Here is a 19,305-nt window from a genome sequence, read left to right as displayed (position 1 = left end):
GCGCCCGGATGGCGCTCCCAAGAACCCTCTAACCCCTCCTCCGGGGTCTAAACATCGGCTGCTCTTCGGGCAGATCGGATGTTTAGTAATTTGTTTAGTGATGCAGATATTACTAAACAATGCAAATGGATTCGTTGCTGCGTTGCAGCATGGAACGTATCCCTCTTAGAGCATTCAAGGTTGTCGTCGAAGCGTCGGCGATCCCTGTCATGCGGTGGCTACGAGACAATTACTAAACATTTTCAACGGCACGGCTGATTGAATTCGTTGGCGTTTTGTCGGCCGCCTGACGAGACTGGAAAACCCGCTTGCGCCAGCGAGCGAGATCGCTCAAACAATTTCCTTATGCGCGACGCCGCAAAGGGATGGAAAAACTATGACGAATTCTATGCGCCTGCCAGGCAAGGGCGTTTTTCTCGGCCGTGCAGGCGCGCCGGGCATCGCACATCCGCTGATGGTCACAGTGCGCGATGGAAGTGTCGTGGACATAACCTCAAAGACGGCGCCGACATCGCGCGACATTTGCGAGATGGACAACCCGTCCGCCTATATCCGTTCGGCAGAGGGCAGGGCGATCGGCAGTCTCAGTGAGATCGCCGAAAACAGCCTTGAGGCAACGCGCGATCCGGGTAAACCATTCCTCCTCTCTCCTGTGGACCTTCAGGCTGTGAAGGCTTCGGGGGTCACCTTCGTCGTCAGCCTTCTGGAACGCGTCATCGAGGAACAGGCGCGCGGCGCTCCGGAAAAAGCTGACGCCATTCGTGCGGACATCGCATCCCTGATCGGCGATGATCTTTCGAAGTTGAAGCCGGGTTCGCCCGAGGCGATGGCGTGCAAGCAGAAACTGATAGAGCGCGGGGTATGGTCGCAATATCTGGAAGTCGGCATCGGACCGGACGCCGAGATCTTCAGCAAATGCCAGCCCATGGCGTCGGTCGGCTTCGGCGCTGATGTCGGCCTGCATCCGATATCGACCTGGAACAATCCGGAGCCGGAAATCGCCGTCATTGCCTCGAGCAAGGGCCGCATCGTTGGCGCCACCTTGGGCAACGACGTCAATTTGCGTGATGTCGAGGGCCGTTCGGCACTGCTGCTCGGCAAGGCCAAGGACAACAACGCCTCGGCTGCACTCGGGCCATTCATAAGGCTGTTCGATGAGGATTTTACACTCGATGCCGTGAAGCGGGCGAAGGTGAACCTTACGGTCGAAGGCGAGGACGGCTTCTCGCTGGAAGGTTCTAGTTCCATGGCCGAGATCAGCCGTTCACCGGAAGAACTGGTTGCTGCCGCCATGGGACCGCATCATCAATACCCCGATGGCATGGCACTCTATCTCGGCACTATGTTCGTGCCGTCAAAGGACCGGGGTGAGAAGGGCAAGGGTTTCACCCATCGGGCAGGGGACATCGTGGCGATCTCGACCGACGAGATCGGCGCACTGACAAATCGCGTCAGGCTTTCGACTGAGTGCGCGCCGTGGATCTATGGCGCAAGCCATCTCATGCGGGATCTGGCCAAGGCTAGTCTCATCTAAATCCAACTTTCACGCTCCATGCCAGGACCGAGCGCTGTTCGGCCCTGGCATGAGTAAGACATCACCTGTGATCAATGACAGCGACCGGAGAGAGCTGCGTCGACTCTATATGAGCGCGCAGCTACCTTGCCTCAGGCGCCAGCAGAGATCGACCGGCACCGTGACCTGGGATCAGGAGATTCCAAGCTTTTTCTTGAGGTCTGCGTTTTCCTTTCGAAGCCTTTCTGCCAGAAGCTTCTTCAGCCGGGCATTCTCAGACTCGAGCTTCACGAGATCCTTAAGTTCGTCCGACTGCGATGCCTTCGCTGTCGGCTTCTTCCACTGATAGTAGGTCTGCTCGGAGATGCCGGCTTTCTTGGTGGCGCCCCGAACGCTTTCCCCTGCCTTGATGAGATTCTGAATCTCGCCAAGCTTTTGGCCCCTTTCCTTTTCGGAGTATCTTTTGCGGGTCGATGCGGAGATTACCGGTGTGGCGACTGCCGCCGCCGCAGTAGCTGACGCCTTTGCCGGCTTGGCAGCTTTTGCCCGGGCGGCATTTGGCGCGCGAGTCTTCGGCTTGGTGGCCTTCGGAGATTTTTCCGCAGTCTTTGGCTTCTCCTGCCCAGCAGGGGCAGAATCTCCACCCTCTTTGGCAACTGCTTCCTTGACGTCCGGCATTTTATTTTCTCCTTGATACTTTAGTGCCCGTTCTAATGCTCAACTTTAAGAAGATGCGCATTTGAGTCAATCGGGTAACATAAGCCTTTGAAGTTTAAGTAAACAGCGTTTTCCTTAGCTGGACGCTTTCCATGAAGAATAGTCAGCGTTTCCATCCATCCTGCACGGCTCAACAAGGAGCTGTAGTGCTGTCACTCGAGCATCATGTTGGCTTCATTGAACGACAGCCGCTACAGACACCTTCATCCATTTTTGCCGTGTCGCCTACGCGATGTCGAACGAAACGCCCTGCGCTAGTGGCAGCGCCTTGGAGTAGTTGATGGTGTTGGTTGCGCGCCGCATATAAGCGCGCCATGCATCCGAGCCGGATTCACGGCCGCCGCCCGTTTCTTTCTCGCCGCCGAACGCGCCGCCGATCTCTGCACCTGAAGTGCCGATATTGACGTTGGCAATACCACAGTCGGAGCCCTCTGCTGACAGGAAGAGTTCGGACTCCTGCATATCGAGTGTGAAGATAGAGGATGAAAGTCCTGCGCCGACCGCGTTGTGATCTTTGAGGGCAGCTGAAAAATCGCTGTACTTCATCACATAAAGGATCGGAGCGAATGTCTCCTCAAGAACCGGGCCTGCCTGCTCGGGCATCTCTACCAGGGCAGGCTTCACGTAGTAGGCGCTCTCCTTGCCAGCCTCGGTGATGCGCTCGCCGCCTGTGACGACGCCACCTTCTTTCCTGGCTGCTGCGATCGCCTTCTCCATGCCGTCGAAGGCCGCCTTGTCGATCAGTGGGCCGACAAGAGCGGTGGTCTCGAGTGGGTTGCCGACGGAAACGCTCTGATACGCTTTCTTGAGGCGGGGGACGAGTTGATCGTAAACGCTCTCATGGACAAACAGACGTCGCAATGTCGTACAGCGCTGACCGGCGGTACCCATCGCGCCAAAGGCAATCGCACGCAGTGCCATGTCGAGATCGGCCGACGGGCAGACGATGCCGGCGTTGTTTCCGCCGAGCTCCAGTATTGCTCGGGCGAAGCGCTTGGCCAGACGCGGACCGACGTCCTTGCCCATGCGTGTCGATCCGGTTGCCGAGACGAGTGGTACCTTCGGGTGATCTACCAGCACCTCGCCAATCGCACGGTCGCCTATGAGAACCTGGCTGAGATTATCCGGCGCGCCGCCGAAACGGGCGATGGCACGCTCAAGGATTGCCTGGCAGGCAAGAGCGGTGAGCGGAGTTTTTTCGGAAGGCTTCCAGACGACGGAGTTGCCGCAGACGAGGGCGAGAGCCGCATTCCAGGACCAGACAGCAACTGGGAAGTTGAAGGCCGAGATAATGCCGACAACACCCAGAGGATGCCAGGTTTCCATCATCCGGTGACCGGGACGCTCGGTTGCTATGGTGAGCCCATAGAGCTGACGCGACAGACCGACGGCGAAATCGCAAATGTCGATCATTTCCTGGACCTCACCCAGACCCTCGGACGTGATCTTTCCGGCCTCGATGGAGACCAGCCGACCAAGATCGGTCTTGTGTGCGCGCAATTCCTCGCCCAACAGGCGGACCAGTTCGCCACGACGAGGCGCCGGTACCACACGCCATTCCTTGAAGGCTTCATGAGCGGCATCGATGACTGCAGTTGCCTTGTCCGGCGTGATGGAAATGAGTTTTGCGATTTCCTCACCGCTGACGGGGGAATAGGAGGGCATGTCGCCGTCGCTCCAGGCCGCGCGCGCAACACCGAGCTTTTCAAGAAGCGCGGCGGTTTCCTTTTTCACGTCGACGGTCGTCTTCGCGTTGTCCATCTGACTATTCCCTTTGTTCAATCAATGTCAGTAGCGCTGAGATATTTTGCCATGTCGCCGTTCTTCAGCGTCATATTGCTACAATAGCGGTCGATGATTTCCTTGGCGATGGCAAGGCCAGAAGGCCTTCGATGTCGCTATCTATCAGGTTTGAGGCTGCTTGGAAAAGGCACGCTTCTTGGGCGAGATCAACAGACGGCTGGGGCTTAATCTCGCGAATACCCTTTTGACATACGCGAATAGAAAGGCGCCAGAACCGGCAGTGCCGCTGTTAGTTTCTCAATGTCCTCGCCTGACCATGTATCTCCAGCATTGTGTGCATCGACAGCCTTCGCATGCAACGTCACCTGTTCGGCGGTGGCATTCGGCAACACCGTAGAAACAACGACCGCGGTCGTCTTGCCCTTCACCGTCAGCCGGTCCAGTTCGAACACAGGAAAGCTGTCTCGCACCAAGGCGGCAGTCGTTTCGCCGATGAGAAGTGGTGCGCCGACATCCTTGGATGCGCTTTCGAGCCGCGCGGCAAGATTGACCGAATCTCCCAGCGCCGAATAATCGAAGCGACTGGTCGAGCCCATATTGCCGACGACGCATTCGCCGGTGTTCACGCCTATGCCGATACCGAGCTTCAGCGCGGGCCTGCCGGTCCCTTCGGCTTCCGCGACGAACTCCGCATTGAGTGCATTCAGCGCATCGAACATGCCGAGCGCGGCGCGCACTGCGTGAGCGGCATGGTCCGGGTCGTCCAGCGGCGCGTTCCAGAACGCCATGATGCAATCGCCGATATATTTGTCGATCGTTCCGCCAGTGGCCAGCACCACCTCCGAAAGCGGCGTCAGCAACCGGTTGATCAGGCGCGTCAGGCCTTCCGGATTATCCTTCATGGTCTCGGAAATGGTGGTGAAGCCGCGAATGTCGCAGAAAAGTATGGTCAGCGTCCGCACTTCACCGCCGAGCCGAAGCTGCGAGGGGTCGCGTGCCAGCCGCTCGACCAGCGGCGGCGAGAGATATTGCGAGAAGGCGCGGGTGATGCCTCGCCGCAGCCGCCGTTCGGAGGCGAAATCCAGCGCGCCCTGTGCGCTTGCCGCCAGCACGAAGGCCAGCGACGGCGCAAACGGCGGCACAAAGATACGACCGAAGCGCAGGCAGAAATAGCTGCCGGCGAGCATGGCCAGCACTGCGACCGCACCGCCCGCCACCGTTTTCCAGCCGGTGCGGCGGCGGATAAGCAGGGCAGCAAGCCCCGCGCCAATCACGATCGACAGCAGCGAGATCAATGCCGGCGCACGATTGATGGAGAGGCTGGCGGCAAGATTGTCGAGAATCGTCGCGTGAATTTCGACGCCGGCAACCAGCCTGCCCGTACGAACGGTGAAGGGCGTGGCATGAACATCGGCACCGCCCTCAGCGATCGTCGGCGCGTTCTGGACGCTCAGTCCCACCATGACGACGCGATCGCGGAAAAAACCCTCGGGCAAAAACTGATCGGCATCGAGCGCCTGATAGTAGGATACGGTTTCATAGGTCCGCGACGGCCCGAAGGTTTGTAGCAGGGCGTTGCGCGGCACCTCCGCCATTTGGCCCGCAGCCTCCAGCAATCGCGCGGCAAAGCCGTCGCCATAGCCCGGCACGCGGCGCAATATGCCGTCGCCGTCGAAGGCAATCGATGCAATGCCGGATCGGGCTCCTGCATCCGTGAAGATCGCCAGAGGCTCGACCCGAATATGCTGGGCAGCCTGTGGCGTCTCGATGAAGGTCTCGTCGCCTGCCAGTACGACGTCCGGCCCAAGGCTTTTGACAAGCGCCTCGTCGGCGGCCGGATTTGATGGCTCGGCAAAGATGATGTCGAGGCCGATCGCCTTCGCGCCGGCCTTGCGCAATGCCTCGATCAGTTTTGCGTGCAGGTCGCGCGGCCATGGCCATTGTAGGCCGACCTCTGCAAGAGAGGGCTCGTCTATGGCGACGATTACCGGCCCGTTGGCTGGTCGGACTGGGGCGCCGGTCGTCGAAAAATAGTCAAAGGCCCGTGCTTCAAGCAGTTTCCACGGCGTCAGCAAAGACAGCATTGCCGCAAGTAGCGCGGCGAGCACTGTCACCATCACAACGCGGTTGCGCCTTCTGGCGATCACTGAGGCCGAAGCGCCAAGACCCTTCCACCACGGCCCGGTCAGAAGCATCAGAAACGAACCTTGAGCGACCCGACGAAGCTCCGGCCCCAACCCGGCGTGCTCGTAGCCACGTTGAATTTCTCGTCGAACAAATTGTAGGCGGCGAGTTCTAATTCGAAACGCTTGTCGAACGGTTCCCATGTGGCGAAGGCATCCGCCGTCCAGTATGGATCGATCGGATCGCCCGACACATCACCGGCTCGTTCACCAACGTAAGTGGCGGCCAGCGTCACCTTGAAATTGGCCGGGTTGACCCAAGTGACGCCAAGCCGCGCCGAGTGTTCGGGCACATATGGCAGCGCCTCGCCAAAGCCGAAACTGGTCGGGTCCTTGTTTTCGGAGTCGGTGTAGGCATAGGTCGCAAACGCGCCAAAGCCTCCGCCTAGCCAGACATTGGTCGTTGCCGCAAGGCGATCGATGCGGCCTTCAGTCAGGTCGGTTGAATCAAAGGCTCCCGGGATGTCTATGGAAAGGCCGGAGAGTTCCTGATGCTGGTAGTCGAGCGTCGTGAAAAGGCGGCTGTTCCATTCCGCGTCCCACCGCGCCGCAAACGTGTCTGAATATCCCCCCAAGCCAATCGGCGCCTGATTGGATTGCAGGCCGAGGATGCCGATCGGCGCCAGTGTCGAGGCATTGACTGCGGCCGTCTCGCGCATGAAGGCTGTGCGGAGCCAGTGGCCTTCGACAGGTGCCCAGGCGGCGCCAACCCGCGGCTCCAGCTTGCCTAGCTCGAATGGCACGCCGGTCGAATCGCCGGTAAGATAAGTCCCGAAAAGACCTGCTTCCGCCTTTAATTCCGGCGTGATTTCATAGACCGCGTCTACGTAAGCTCGTCCAAGACTCAGACCAAAGTCTTCCTCCGTGATGTCGACCGTAGTCGCTCCACCCAGAATCACTGTCGTAGATATCTGCGATGTCTTTTGATCGACAACGCCACCTTCCACACCGTATCGGAAGGTGATGTCGTCATATCCATAAACGTGGTTTACCGCGGCGATGTAGGATTGCGTCTTGGTAGAACCCTCGAACCGCTGGATGCCCCCCACCGCACCAGCGCCAAAATCGAACAAGACAAGGCCGCTTTCATCGCTCTTTCGGTCCAAACCTGAAGCAAACACGGCCACATTCATGACGTTGCGATAGCCGAATGTGTGGCTCCAACCTACGCCCATCGAGCCAGTTTGGTCGTTGAGGGTTCTATCATAGGTTCCACCGATGAATGGTGGTATTGAAGGAATCGGGATTATCAAGGCGTTGTGAAGATCATCCTTGTTACTGCGCAAATCCGCATATGCGACCAAGCGATCGTTGGGTGTTGGACGAGCTGTCACGAAGCCCGTCCCACTCACAAGCTTGTCCTGCAGATCAAAACTGATGTTCGGTATCGGGAATCCAGGCGCAGTGCTTTCCCTGTGATCCCCGGAGCGCTGCATATCAAGCTTACCGTAGAAACTCCACGGTATGGGATTGTTCACGAAGCCCTGAACCTCGGCTTCGCTTGTCCAGCCGGTGTTGTCGCTGGTGCTGGTGAAGCCACCCCCAAGGCTCATTTCCAGAAATGGCCGCCTGAAGAGATTGGCGCTCGTGGAACGGCCTGAGATCATGGCCGGGTCAAGCATCAAGCCTTGAAAGAACGACGAAAAGCCTGCCCCGTTCGTGCCGGGATCGACAACCGTTCCCCCATAATTGAGATCATTGACGAACGGATTTGGGCTGCCCGAAACCGTCTGGTCGACATAGCCTGCCGCGCCGAACGGGTCGAACACGGCAGCGCCATAATACCGTCCCCAGGCATCCAGCCCTTGCAGGCGATAGGCATCATTCAGGGTCGAGCCCTGATCACGGCTGGCGCTGAGCGGCGCATAGTCGCCGCCACGAGCCCGGGTGCGCCTCAAGGCTTCCTGTGCGTTCCTGATCGCCTCGTCGGATTCATATTCGTCGATGGCAATCGCGGTCTTGAATGACGACACGACCGGATCATTGGCATCGAGCCTGTCGGCATTCTCGATGGCCTGGACCGCCGGTTCGCGCTCGCCACTTTCATAGTAGGAAGCGCCGAGCAGCAGCAGGCCCTGGGCGTCGGCGGGATTTGCCGTCGTGCCTGCGAGAAGGTCGTCGCGCGCCTTGTCCAGTTCGCCCGTCTGCATGTAATAGCGGCCGCGAATGAGCAATGCCATGTCGAATGAAGGATCGACCTCCAGCGCCTTGTCGATCTCGGTGCGCGCTTCCACGAAGCGATCCTGGTCCAGGTAAAGCACCGCAAGATTGATATGCGAAACAGGGTCTTGTGGATCGAGGGCGATCGCCTGCTTCAGCGCGGCCTCCGATTCCCGAGATGCGCCACGGGCATTCTGCACGAGACCGAGTCCATTCCAGATGGTCGTCGACCCGGGTGCGATTTCCAGCGCACGGGTTAGATCGGCATAGGCGCCCTCCAGATCGCTCTTGAAGCCGGCGCGGAAATTGGCGCGTGCTTCCAGCGCGTTCGGATCATCCGGATCGAGCGACAACGACCGATTGATCGCTTCCTCCATCTGGTTGCGATCGTCCAGCACCATCGCCAGTTGTGCGCGCATTGCTGGCAAGCTCGGATCGTTGGGATAGCGTTCTTCCGCCTTCTTCAGGACTGCAATCGACGCCTTGAAATCAACCAGGAAGGCAACCGTCAGTGCCTCGGCCATCGCCGCGTAGGGGCCGTCCGCTTTGGGTTTGGGCGGTGCCTCAGTGCGGTTCGGATCAGCCAGCGCGCGCGCATAATAGCCACCATAGGTCGCCATGGCGCGGCGGCGTGGGTCGAGATGCCGCCCCGCTTTTTCGAAAAGGCGGGCCGATTCGGCGTAACGTTTCTCGGCACCGGCAACCATCGCGTCGATGAGGTCGAGACGGGCCGTCTGTGCGCGTGAAAGCCTGAATTGACGTGCCTGAGCAGCGGCTTCTCGCGCGGCACCACGGCCTTCATAAGTGAGATTCACTTCGGCCAGCGTCAGCCAATCTTCCCCCGAGCGCGCCGACGGGGCCTTCGCGGTAATCTCGCCTCGAGCCCTGCGCATATCCGGGCTGGAAAGCGGCGATGCCGGCAGCATGTTGAAGGAGTTGCGCAGCGACAGGAAGAACAGCATCTGCTCGCGATCGTCGGGATTGACGTTGACGATCTTGGTCGGCGCCGAGCCGATGTTGGCGACCGCGCCTTCGCCTTGCGAGACTGTTACCGAGCCGAACTGGTTGGCGAGTTCGACCTTACCCTCCAGCACGGTCAGCGAGGTGCGGCCATTGCCCTCGACCGTCATCGTCCAGTCGGTGCCACGAATGGCGGCTGCCGCAGCCGGTGTCTCGACGGTCAGCCCCAACCCGCCGCGTTCCGCGCGCGCCCAGATCGTGCCGCTTTCCAGCGCAAAGGCCGCATCTGTCGATGGTCCAACATTCTTGACCAGAAGCGTGGTGTTGCGGCCAAGGCGCATTTGCGTGCGGTCAGAAAACAGCACGGCCAGATTGCCTGTCGCATTGGTGCGAAGATAATCACCGGCCACGACATCCTGGCGCAGGTCGACGAAGCGCCAGTCCGACACATCGACGAAGCGAACTTCCTCGCCGGACTTGCGCGCGATCACGGAACCGGCCGCGGGCTGCGCGCGCGTGACCGGCTCGGCCGCAACCTGCTGCGTGCCGATGATAGCCGACAGCATCAAAGAAACCGCCAGATAGCGCCGCATTGTTTTTATTGATGCCCCCTCAAGCCGAAGGGGCGTTATGACCGGAGCAGGATAGAACTGTCAATAATCCCTTTGCACTAACATATGAAATGCTGCATTCGTTACTCGGGCTTTACAGTGAATCGCATGAAGGCTGGGGGAAATGGCAAGTTCGCTCAAATTCGATTCTTCCAAGGGAAATACCGAAATTTCATCTACCCTTCCCGGGAAGGACTATCTGGAACATCTGAAGAAGATAAACGACGTCTTCTACGACCAGATAAAGATCGCCGACCAGAAGGCCGCCTACATCTTCACTTTCATGCTGGCCTTCATGATCACATCGGCGGAAGGACGCAGCGCCTTCCAGTGGCAACGCTACATCGAGGCGCAGTTTCCGCTGGTGATTTTCTCTGCCTGCATGGCAGTGGCTGCCACCTTCTCACTTGTCGCGGCAATTCTCGTCGTCCTGCCTCGGCGCGGGTTGCGCTCAACGTCGCTGTTCTGGGGCGGATGGGATGCAAACCGCACCGCGTTGCTCGCCGCCGGCGAGCGCAACGATCCGGGTTTTCTCTACCAGGAATATCTCGGCAATATCGATACGCTGTCGATCATCGCGAAGGCGAAATACCACTTCGTCAACCTGGCATTTCGCGGGCTGATCGTCATGGTAATCGCCTATGTACTGTTGCTGATTGCGGCCGGCAGTCGTTGACCCCCGCGATGACGTGAACGCTATTGGCGAGAATCCTGCAGGATCATCTCGGCCGCCTTCTCGGCGATCATGATGACCGGCGAGTTGGTGTTGCCGGAGACGATGGTCGGCATGATGGAGGCGTCTACCACACGCAATCCGTCGAGCCCATGGACGCGCAGGCGGTCGTCAACCACCGCCATCGTGTCCGAGCCCATCTTGCAGGTGCCGACCGGATGGAAGATCGTCGTGCCGATGTCGCCGGCCTTGCGGAGCAGGTCTTCGTCGCTGTCGTATTGGTTGCCGGGCAGCATCTCTTCGGGTGCAAAGCGGGCCACGGCCTTGGCCTTCATCAGACGGCGGGCATGGCGCAGCGAGGCAACGGCAACGCTGCGGTCGCCTTCGGTTGAAAGGTAGTTCGGCCTGATCTTCGCCGCCTCGCGCGGGTCGGCCGATCCCATATGCACGGTTCCCCGGCTTTCGGGGCGAAGATTGCATATCGACACCGTCACCGCCGGAAAACGATGCAGCGGCTCGCCGAGCCGGTCGGTGCTCAGCGGCTGCACGTGGTATTCGAGATCGGGCGTTTCAAGACGTGGATCGCTCTTGGCGAAAATACCGAGCTGGCTCGGCGCCATCGACAGTGGGCCGCTGCGGCGGGCTGCATATTCGAGACCCATTGCGGCGCGGCTGATCAGATTGTGATAGCGCTGGTTGAGCGTCGCTGCGCCGGTCACCTTGAAGACGGTGCGGATTTGCAAATGGTCCTGCAGGTTCTCGCCTACGCCGGGCAAGGCATGACGCACTTCGATGCCGAGGCGTGAGAGCAGGTCGGGCTGGCCGATGCCCGAGAGTTCGAGGATCTTCGGTGAGTTGATGGCGCCGGCTGCGAGTATAGTCTGTCCCGCCTTGACGTGATGCAGGCGGCCGTCCTTCCGGAAGACGAGCCCGGTGACACGGCGGCCGTCGAATTCGAGCCGTTCGGTCTCGGCCCCGGTGACGACACGCAGGTTCTTGCGGTCCTTTATGCCACGCAGGAACGCCTTTGAGGTGTTCCAGCGCACACCCTTTTTCTGGTTGACCTCGAAATAGCCGGAGCCCTCATTGGTGCCGGCATTGAAGTCGTCCGTGCGCGGGATGCCGAGTTCTTCGGCGGCATCGCGGAAGGCGTCGAGGATCGGCCACGACAGGCGCTGTCTTTCGATGCGCCATTCGCCGCCGGCACCATGCATGGCGCTTTTGCCGCCGTAATAATCTTCCGACTTGCGGAAATAGGGCAGGACGTCGTCCCAGCCCCAGCCCACATTGCCGGACTGTCGCCAGCCATCATAGTCGGCGGCCTGGCCGCGCATATAGATCATGCCGTTGATCGACGAGCATCCGCCCAGCACCTTGCCGCGCGGATAATTCAGGCTGCGCCCGTTGAGCCCGGCTTCGGGCTCGGTCTTCATCAGCCAGTCGGTGCGCGGATTGCCCATGCAGAAGAGATAGCCGATCGGGATATCGACCCAGTGATAACGGTCGCTGCCGCCGGCCTCGAGCAGCAGCACCCGGTTGCGCGGATCGGCGGAAAGCCGGTTGGCGAGCACGCAGCCAGCCGAACCGGCACCGACGATGACATAGTCGTATTCGCCAAACGAGGAGGATGAATTTTCAGTCACGTGCGCGCCTGCTGGATGGCGATGCGCTCCCACATAGGGTTCATCGCCTGATTGATCTCGCCATAAAGGCGATAGCGCTGCGCGTAAGCAGGCGCAATCGCATTGTTGGGCGTGTAGTGCCGGGCGGCGGATGTCATCGCTGCCGCACCTGCGCTGTAGTCGTCGAAGATACCGACGCCGGTGCCCGCTGCGATTGCCGCGCCAAGCGCACCTGTCTCGCGGCTGCGTGCCACGGTGACGGGAACGCCGAGTACATCGGCAAAGATTTGCGGCCATATTTCACTGCGCGAGCCACCGCCTGACAATACTGCCTCGTCGAAGATGGCTCCGGCCTTGTGCAACGTCTCGACGTGACGCCTGTGTTCGAAGGCAATGCCCTCGAACAGTGCGCGCAGCATGTGGGCGCGGGTGTGCCAGCCGGCTATGCCGTAGAAGCCGGCGCGTGCGCGGCCGTTCTGCTGCGAGCCATAGAGGAAGGGATGGTAGATCGGGATGTCGCTGTCGGGATCGACCGAAGCGACGAGTTCGCTGCACAGTTCGAATGGCGACTTCCCCGGCTCGTGGCCGTGTTCGATGAATTCGCGGACGATCCATTCGAGATTGGCCGCTGACGTGGCGCTCGATTCGATGGCCAGATAGCGTTTGCGATCGAAGGTCGAGACCATGAATATCGAGGGGTCGTGGATCGGCTCGTCGGTGATGACCTGATTGATGCTCCAGGTGCCGGCGATGATCGAGGCGGCACTGGTGCGGGTGACGCCCGAGCCGACAGCACTTGCGACCACGTCGAACAGCCCGGCGACGACGGGGGTGCCGGCACGAAGGCCGGTCATCGCCGCCACCTCGGCGGTGATGTGGCCGGCGATGTCGGCCGATTCCAGCACTGGCGGCAGCAATGCCATGCAATCTGCCAGCCCGTATGCTGCAAGCAAATCCTCATCGTAGCGGCGGTCGGGAATTTGCAGCAGGCCGCAGCCCGACATGTCCGAAGTGTCGGTCGAACGCGCGCCGGTCAGTCGGTTGACGACAAAATCCTTGCACAGGAACACGGTGCCGATCCTGGCGAACAATTCGGGCGAAAAGCGCTTGAGCCAGGCAAGAAGCGTCGGCGTCTGCGCAGCCCATGGCTTTTGCAGGCAATGCGCATAGGTGCGGTCGCCGACGTTCTGTTCAGCCCATTCGGCAACGATGCCGACGGCTCTTGTGTCGAGCGACTGGATGCCGATCAGCGGTGCGCCGTCACGGTCGAGCGCATAAAGACCGTTGCCGTGACCGGCACAGCCGATTGCGACGATCTCGCCCGGATCGATGCCTGCCTGTTCGATGCATTGCCCTATGACCGAGACCGCGTTGCGCCAAAGCTCATTGAGGTCGCGCTCGACATGACCTGGCTTGGGCATGGATGAGCGGCCGTCGCAGGCAGCGAGCGCGAGTTCGCGCCCGGACATGTCGAAAATGATTGCCTTGATGACGGTGTTACCCGCATCGAGGCCAAGAATGTAATTTCCCATTGGCTCCTCCCGATGCCGCAACCTATGCCTGCTTGTACAGGTCCCAGGCGGCAGCGCCATCCGCGTCGTCATGAATGATCGCCATCAATCCGCGCACGACCGCGCTGGGATTGGCGTGTTGGTAGATGTTGCGGCCATAGACCATGCCCAGCGCTCCCTGCGCCACAAGGGCAGCCGACTTGTCGAACACGGCGCGCAAATCCTCCTTGCCGCCGCCGCGCACCAGAACCGGGCACCGCGCTGCCTCGACAACGCGGTGGAAGTCGTTAGCGTCGCTCGTCGGATCGGCCTTGATGATGTCGGCGCCCATTTCGCGGGCGAGGCGCGTCAGCGTGACGATCTTTTCGGCATCTCCGTCGACCATGTAACCGCCATGTTCGGAAACCGGCAACATGGCCAGCGGTTCGATCATCAGCGGCAGCCCGTATTTCTCGCAGTCGGCACGCACGCGGGCGATGTTCTGGACGCATTGGCGGAAAAGGTCCGGCTCGTCGGGCAGCATGAACAAATTGACGACGACGCAGGCCGCATCCATCTCGATCGCGCCAAGCAGCGGCTCTGCTTCGTTCTGCAGAACCGCCCACATCGCGCGGTGGCGTATCTTGTTGTAGGGATTGCCCATGTCGATACGCATGACAAGCGCCGGTTTGTCCTTGCCCGGCACCGCCTGCAGCAGGTCGGCCTGGCCGTAATTCATCTGGATGGCATCAGGGCCGGCCTTGACCAGCTGGCCTACTACATTGGCCATGTCCTCCAGTCCGGCCAGAAAGCTCGGCTCGTTGCAGACGCCGTGGTCGATGGCGACATCGAGACAGCGTCCACCGCCGAACAGCCGGTTCATGCGGACTTTCTTGTTCACGCGCATAGGGCGCTCCTTTTGTCGTTCGTCTGAGAGAGGTCTGATAGGTCGACGCCGTGCTGGTGGGCCAGCAAGGCGAGGAAGGCGGTCCGCTCGGCTGTTGCCTGGTCGACATCCCACCCTTTGTGTGTGGCCAGAATGTCGAGCACTGCGTCAACGAGAGCGAGACTGAGGCCGCCTGAGACGGCGATCGTGGTGCGGCGCAGAAATATGTCGGCCAGGCATTCGACTTGCTCGCGCTCGATGATAAGCCGGACCTCACCAACCGAATAATCCGACCGTGGCAGCATCTGGTCCGCCGCGAGTTGTGCGGCGAAATCCTCTGCCGAGGTGCCATAACGCTCCAGGAGTATATGCGCGCGTTCGAAGGATAGGCTGTGCTGCTCGGCCAATGAGGCGCACCATTTTTCCGGGTCGGCCGGGAAATTCCGGCCACCGCCGATGGCGAGGTCTTCGGTACCTTTGCTACGCTTGAGGCCGAGCCGTTCCAGCGCCATGTCGGCAGCCATTTCGCCGAAGGAACGGAACGTCGTCCACTTGCCGCCGATCATGCAAAGCGTTGCCGGCAGATGTCCGCTCGGCTCGATGAATTCGCAGAAATGGTCGCGCGGGATACGCCCGGTGAAGCTGTCTTCGCTGGCGGGTAGGGGGCGCACACCGGAGAAACGAAAGACGATCTCATCGTCGGCGATCGCGATCGAGGGAAACACGAATGCGAGCGACTGGAGGATGTAGCTCCGCTCGTCGTCCTCGCAACGCACGTCGTCCGGGTTGTCGACACGAATGTCGGTCGAGCCGATCAGCACCTTGCCGAGATAGGGAAACAGGATGCAGATGCGCCCGTCCTCGTTCTCGTAGTAGACCATGTGGCCGCCTAGTGCGTCGTAGAGCTCGGCGTTGTCGACGATGAGGTGCGAGCCTTTGGTGCCGCCCATCATCTTTTGGGCCGTGGCGCCGATGGCATTGTTGGTCAGGTCGATCCAGCCGCCGGTGGCGTTTACGATCAGCCTGGGGCGGATCGTTAGCGTCTCGCCGGTCAAGGTGTCGACGAGCGCGAGGCCCGCATCGTTTGAAGTCACTGCCGCGTAGTTCAAGGCGCGCGCCGACGATGCTGCCGCGATTGTATCGAACAGCATTTCAAGTCCAAGGCGCTCGGGCCGACTGACCCAGGCGTCGTAATAGGTGGCGGAGCTGCGAATTGCGGGGTTGATTGCGGGCCAGGTTTTCAGGGTCTCTGTGCGCGCCCGGAATTGGTGCGTCGGCATCAATCGCCGGGCTGCTGTGAACAGATCGTACATGGTGAGCCCGGCCTTTATCACCAGCGCGCCACGCCGGCTCGGCCGGCGCGTCAGGCCTAGAAAGCGCACCGCGCCATTTGCGATGCCCGAGAAAGTGTCGAAAATCGGTACCGTCGTAGGCAGCGGCGCCACGTAGTGCGGGGCGTTCTTCAGCAGCCGGTCGCGCTCGACCAGCGACTCGCGCACCAGCTTGAACTCGCCGTTTTCCAGATAGCGCAGGCCGCCATGCACCATGCGCGACAGCGCCGCACTTGCACCGCTGCAATAGTCGCCCTTGTCCGCCAGCGCGACATCGACGCGCTGCAAGGCAAGCTCGCGAAAGACGCTGATGCCGTTGATGCCGCCGCCAATCACGAGCACGGCAATATCGGGCCGCTCGCGCAGAGCGGCGAGTGTTTCGTTGCGGTTCATCTGGACTATGCCTTTCGCTCAGGCATCCATGGCCACGAGGTGCGCCGCGATGGCGGCATCGATGGCGGCAAGCTCGCCGGCTTCGAGCGCGATCTCGCCGGCCCGCGCATTTTCAAGCGCCTGTTCGGCGTTGCGCGCGCCGCACAGCGCGAAGGTGATGCCGCGCTGCGCCAGCGTCCAGGCGATGACGATCTGTGCCATCGAGGCGCTGTGTTGTTCGGCAATCGGAGCGATGGCTTGCTTAAGCCGTGCCACTTTCTGCCGGTTGGCGGCCGAGAAGCGGGGATTGTCCTTGCGCTGGTCGTCGCCGGTGAATTCGCGCGTCGGGTCGATCGCGCCGGTGAGCAGGCCGAGCGCAAGCGACGAGTAACTTAGCGTGGCGATATCGTTTCGGCGGGTGATCGGCAGCAGGCTGTCTTCGATCTCCCGGTCGATCATCGAATAGCGCTCCTGGATCGCATCCAACTGCCCGGCATCGACATAGTGCTGGAGATCCTGGGAACTGACGTTCGAGGCGCCAATGGCGCGGATCTTGCCCTGCGCCTTGAGCTTTTCGAGCACGGCAACCGTCTCGGCGATCGGCGTGGTCGGGTCCTGCCAATGGGTGATGTAAAGGTCGATATGATCGGTCCCGAGACGGCGCAGGCTCTGCTCAAGCTCATAGGCAATCCCGTCGGTGCCGAGATAGCGATGGACCGGCTTGCCGTCCTGGTCGAAGAAATGGTTGCCCTTGCCGGAATGCCAGTTCAGTCCGCATTTGGTGGCGATGACGACCTTGTCGCGCTTGCCTTTGATGGCCTTGCCGACGATCTCCTCGCTGCGGCCGAGCCCATAGGCAGGCGCGGTGTCGATGAGGCTGATGCCAGCGTCTATCGAGGCGTCTATGGCGCGGATCGACGCCTGCTCGTCGGTGCCGCCCCACATCCAGCCGCCTATTGCCCAGGTGCCGAGGCCTACGGCAGAAGCTGAGACGTCGGACCTGCCGATACGGCGTTGGATTTGTCGGGAGCTCATGCTGCCTCCTGCTTGGCAAGGTCGAGAATCTGAAGGCCAGTGGCCTCGTCGGTGACGATGGTGTCGAGATGGTTGCCGCGCATGGCGCTGAGGATAGGCGAGACCTTGCTTGCGCCGCTGGCTATGCCGATCGATCGCGGGATCGTTGCGAACTCGTCGAGTGTCAGCGACACCAGAGACCGGTTGAGCGTATAATCGCAAAGCCTGCCGTCGCGGTCGATGAGGTGGGCAAGCAGTTCGCCCGCGGCACCCGACTGCTCAATGGCTTGGCGGTCGGCGCTCGATGACGGATGAAGGTCGTAATAACTCGAATCGTCGCTCAGGATTGAACCGATGCCGATGACAGCAACGTCGGCCTCGCGCGCCTTGCGGAACACATCGGCGACGGAACGCACGCCCATCAGCATTCCGCGCTGCTCCGGCGAGTCGGCAAACAATGGCGCATGGACCTGATAGGCGCGGCCGCCGAGCTTGTCGGCCATCAGCGAAGCGACGTGATTGACGTCGGTATAGTGCTTGCCCTGGACGAGCCCCGTCGCGGGAATGACCTCGACATCATAGCGACGGCCGGGCTGAAGGCCGGCGACCAGCGCGCTGACGCCCTTGCCGCCGGTGATGGATATGGTGTCGCCGTCCTTGATGGTGTCGAGCAGCAGCCGTGCCGCCGCCTCGCCGACACGCTGCAGGGCGGTCTGCGGGTTTTCGGAAACCGACGGCACGACGACGGCGCGTTCGATGCCGCCCAGCGCCACAAGCTGTGCCTCGATGTCGATCAGATGGTCGATCGGCGATTTGATCTTGATCTCGACAAGGCCAAGTTGATGGCCGCGCTTGATCAGCCGATTGACCGTGGCGTGCGAGATGCCGAGTTCCCTGGCGATCTCTGCCTGGGTCTTGCCTTCGACATAGTGCAGGACAAGCGCCTGGTGCATCTGGCGGACTGTCGAGATGTCGTCGCGTGTGTTGGTGGGAGCCATGATCTTGTTTCGATGCGCTTCTTGAGTTCAGGACTTCTTGCGATGCAGGAAATGGTCGATCGACACTGCTGCAAGCAGGATGCACCCCTTGATCATGTCCTGCCAATAGACGGACACGTCGAGCAGGATCAGCGAACTCGTCACGACGGAGAGAAGAGCCATGCCGAGGATCGCGCCGAATATGGTGCCCGAGCCGCCATTCAGCGACGCCCCGCCAATCACGGCTGCGGCGATGATGTTGAGCTCCATGCCGGCGCCGAAGGTCGGCGTCGCAGCACCGAAGCGGGCCATGTAGATGACACCTGCGAGGCCAGCGAGGGTCGAGCACAACACCGTGACCCAGAACTTCACCTGCCTTGTCTTGATGCCCGAGAACTGCGCGGCCTTCTCGTTGGAGCCGGTGTAGAAAACCTTGCGGAAGGCGGTGGCGCGGCGCAGCAGGAAATCGAAGATCGCGACGACCACGACGAAGATCATGATCACGTAGGGGATGTTGTTGAAGCTGCCCTGGCCGATCGCCTTGAACGCCGGCGGCAGCGTGAACAGCGACAGCGGCGTGCCCTTGGTGATGACCAGGCACATGCCGCGCACGATGACCATCGCCGCAAGGGAGGTGATGAAGTGGTTCAACCCGACCACGGTGACGAAGAATCCCATTGCCGCGCCGATCAGCGCGCTGACACCGATGCCGATCAGGCTCGCCGTCCAAGGGTCGAGACCAGCCAGGAACAGCGCACCCGAAACGACCATCGAGAAACAGACGACCGAGCCGACCGACAGGTCGATGCCGCCGACGATGAGCAGGATGGTCATGCCGACCACGACGATGCCTTCGATGGAGAAGCTCATCAGCATGGCGCGGAAGTTGCCCCATGTCAGGAAGTGAGGGGAGGCAAAACTCATGGCAATGCACAGCGCCAGGATAATGACGATCAGCCCGGCCTCGCGCATCGATGCGAGGCGGGCAAAGTTGATGCGCCGCGCTTCGCTGGGTGCCTTGATATCGGCGTGCATAAGGGTTTCTCCCGCTTC

13 protein-coding genes are annotated in these 19,305 nt (G+C 60.8%); 2 read left to right on the top strand and 11 right to left on the bottom strand.

What is annotated here, in order from left to right:
• Window positions 1-376 precede the first annotated feature (376 nt).
• Window positions 377-1,534: a fumarylacetoacetate hydrolase family protein gene (locus tag G6N74_RS10915; RefSeq protein WP_165117168.1), complete on the top strand. Its 1,158-nt coding sequence runs from the start codon at window positions 377-379 to the stop codon at window positions 1,532-1,534.
• 171 nt (window positions 1,535-1,705) lie between these two features.
• Here G6N74_RS10915 and G6N74_RS10910 read toward each other — a convergent pair whose 3' ends face one another.
• From G6N74_RS10910 to G6N74_RS10895, 4 genes are all read right to left on the bottom strand, one after another.
• Window positions 1,706-2,191, bottom strand: coding sequence for a transposase (locus tag G6N74_RS10910; RefSeq protein ID WP_165117166.1), 486 nt, complete (start codon window positions 2,189-2,191; stop codon window positions 1,706-1,708).
• Window positions 2,192-2,455: 264 nt separating this feature from the next.
• The gene (gene amaB, locus G6N74_RS10905; RefSeq protein ID WP_165117164.1) at window positions 2,456-3,991 is read right to left on the bottom strand and encodes an L-piperidine-6-carboxylate dehydrogenase; all 1,536 of its coding nucleotides are present in this window, start codon (window positions 3,989-3,991) and stop codon (window positions 2,456-2,458) included.
• A 206-nt stretch (window positions 3,992-4,197) separates the two neighbouring features.
• Entirely contained in the window at window positions 4,198-6,168 is a 1,971-nt protein-coding gene (locus tag G6N74_RS10900) for a CHASE2 domain-containing protein (protein ID WP_165117162.1), read from the bottom strand.
• The gene (locus G6N74_RS10895; RefSeq protein WP_165117159.1) at window positions 6,168-9,842 is read right to left on the bottom strand and encodes a tetratricopeptide repeat protein; all 3,675 of its coding nucleotides are present in this window, start codon (window positions 9,840-9,842) and stop codon (window positions 6,168-6,170) included. Before G6N74_RS10895 ends, G6N74_RS10900 begins: the two co-directional genes overlap by 1 nt.
• A gap of 169 nt (window positions 9,843-10,011) precedes the next feature.
• On the opposite strand from G6N74_RS10895, the gene G6N74_RS10890 reads away from it, so the two are divergent.
• Window positions 10,012-10,563, top strand: a complete 552-nt coding sequence (locus G6N74_RS10890) for a Pycsar system effector family protein (RefSeq protein ID WP_246245719.1) — start codon at window positions 10,012-10,014, stop codon at window positions 10,561-10,563.
• A 20-nt stretch (window positions 10,564-10,583) separates the two neighbouring features.
• Here the strand turns inward: G6N74_RS10890 and G6N74_RS10885 are convergent, their stop codons facing one another.
• From G6N74_RS10885 to G6N74_RS10855, 7 genes are read right to left on the bottom strand one after another with little or no spacing between them, the layout of a single operon-like run.
• The gene (locus G6N74_RS10885; RefSeq protein WP_165117157.1) at window positions 10,584-12,203 is read right to left on the bottom strand and encodes a GMC family oxidoreductase; all 1,620 of its coding nucleotides are present in this window, start codon (window positions 12,201-12,203) and stop codon (window positions 10,584-10,586) included.
• Window positions 12,200-13,714 (bottom strand): FGGY-family carbohydrate kinase, encoded by a 1,515-nt coding sequence (locus G6N74_RS10880; protein ID WP_165117155.1) that lies wholly within the window; start codon window positions 13,712-13,714, stop codon window positions 12,200-12,202. Before G6N74_RS10880 ends, G6N74_RS10885 begins: the two co-directional genes overlap by 4 nt.
• Window positions 13,715-13,736: 22 nt before the next feature.
• Complete coding sequence (locus G6N74_RS10875) at window positions 13,737-14,579, bottom strand: class I fructose-bisphosphate aldolase (RefSeq protein WP_165117153.1); 843 nt, start codon at window positions 14,577-14,579, stop codon at window positions 13,737-13,739.
• Window positions 14,570-16,282 carry a glycerol-3-phosphate dehydrogenase/oxidase gene (locus G6N74_RS10870; RefSeq protein ID WP_165117151.1) on the bottom strand — a complete coding sequence of 571 codons (1,713 nt, stop codon included), beginning with the start codon at window positions 16,280-16,282 and terminating at the stop codon, window positions 14,570-14,572. Before G6N74_RS10870 ends, G6N74_RS10875 begins: the two co-directional genes overlap by 10 nt.
• Window positions 16,283-16,300: 18 nt before the next feature.
• The gene (locus G6N74_RS10865) at window positions 16,301-17,296 is read right to left on the bottom strand and encodes an aldo/keto reductase (protein WP_165117149.1); all 996 of its coding nucleotides are present in this window, start codon (window positions 17,294-17,296) and stop codon (window positions 16,301-16,303) included.
• Window positions 17,293-18,273, bottom strand: coding sequence for a sugar-binding transcriptional regulator (locus tag G6N74_RS10860; protein WP_165117147.1), 981 nt, complete (start codon window positions 18,271-18,273; stop codon window positions 17,293-17,295). The genes G6N74_RS10865 and G6N74_RS10860 overlap by 4 nt, the downstream gene beginning before the upstream one ends.
• Before the next feature lie 27 nt (window positions 18,274-18,300).
• Window positions 18,301-19,287, bottom strand: coding sequence for an ABC transporter permease (locus G6N74_RS10855; RefSeq protein WP_165117145.1), 987 nt, complete (start codon window positions 19,285-19,287; stop codon window positions 18,301-18,303).
• Window positions 19,288-19,305 lie beyond the last annotated feature (18 nt).

It is taken from the genome of Mesorhizobium zhangyense (assembly GCF_011045115.1).
Classification (GTDB): domain Bacteria; phylum Pseudomonadota; class Alphaproteobacteria; order Rhizobiales; family Rhizobiaceae; genus Mesorhizobium_M; species Mesorhizobium_M zhangyense.
Note: the sequence above shows the minus strand (reverse complement) of the source record. Positions and strands in the feature narration are given on the sequence as shown.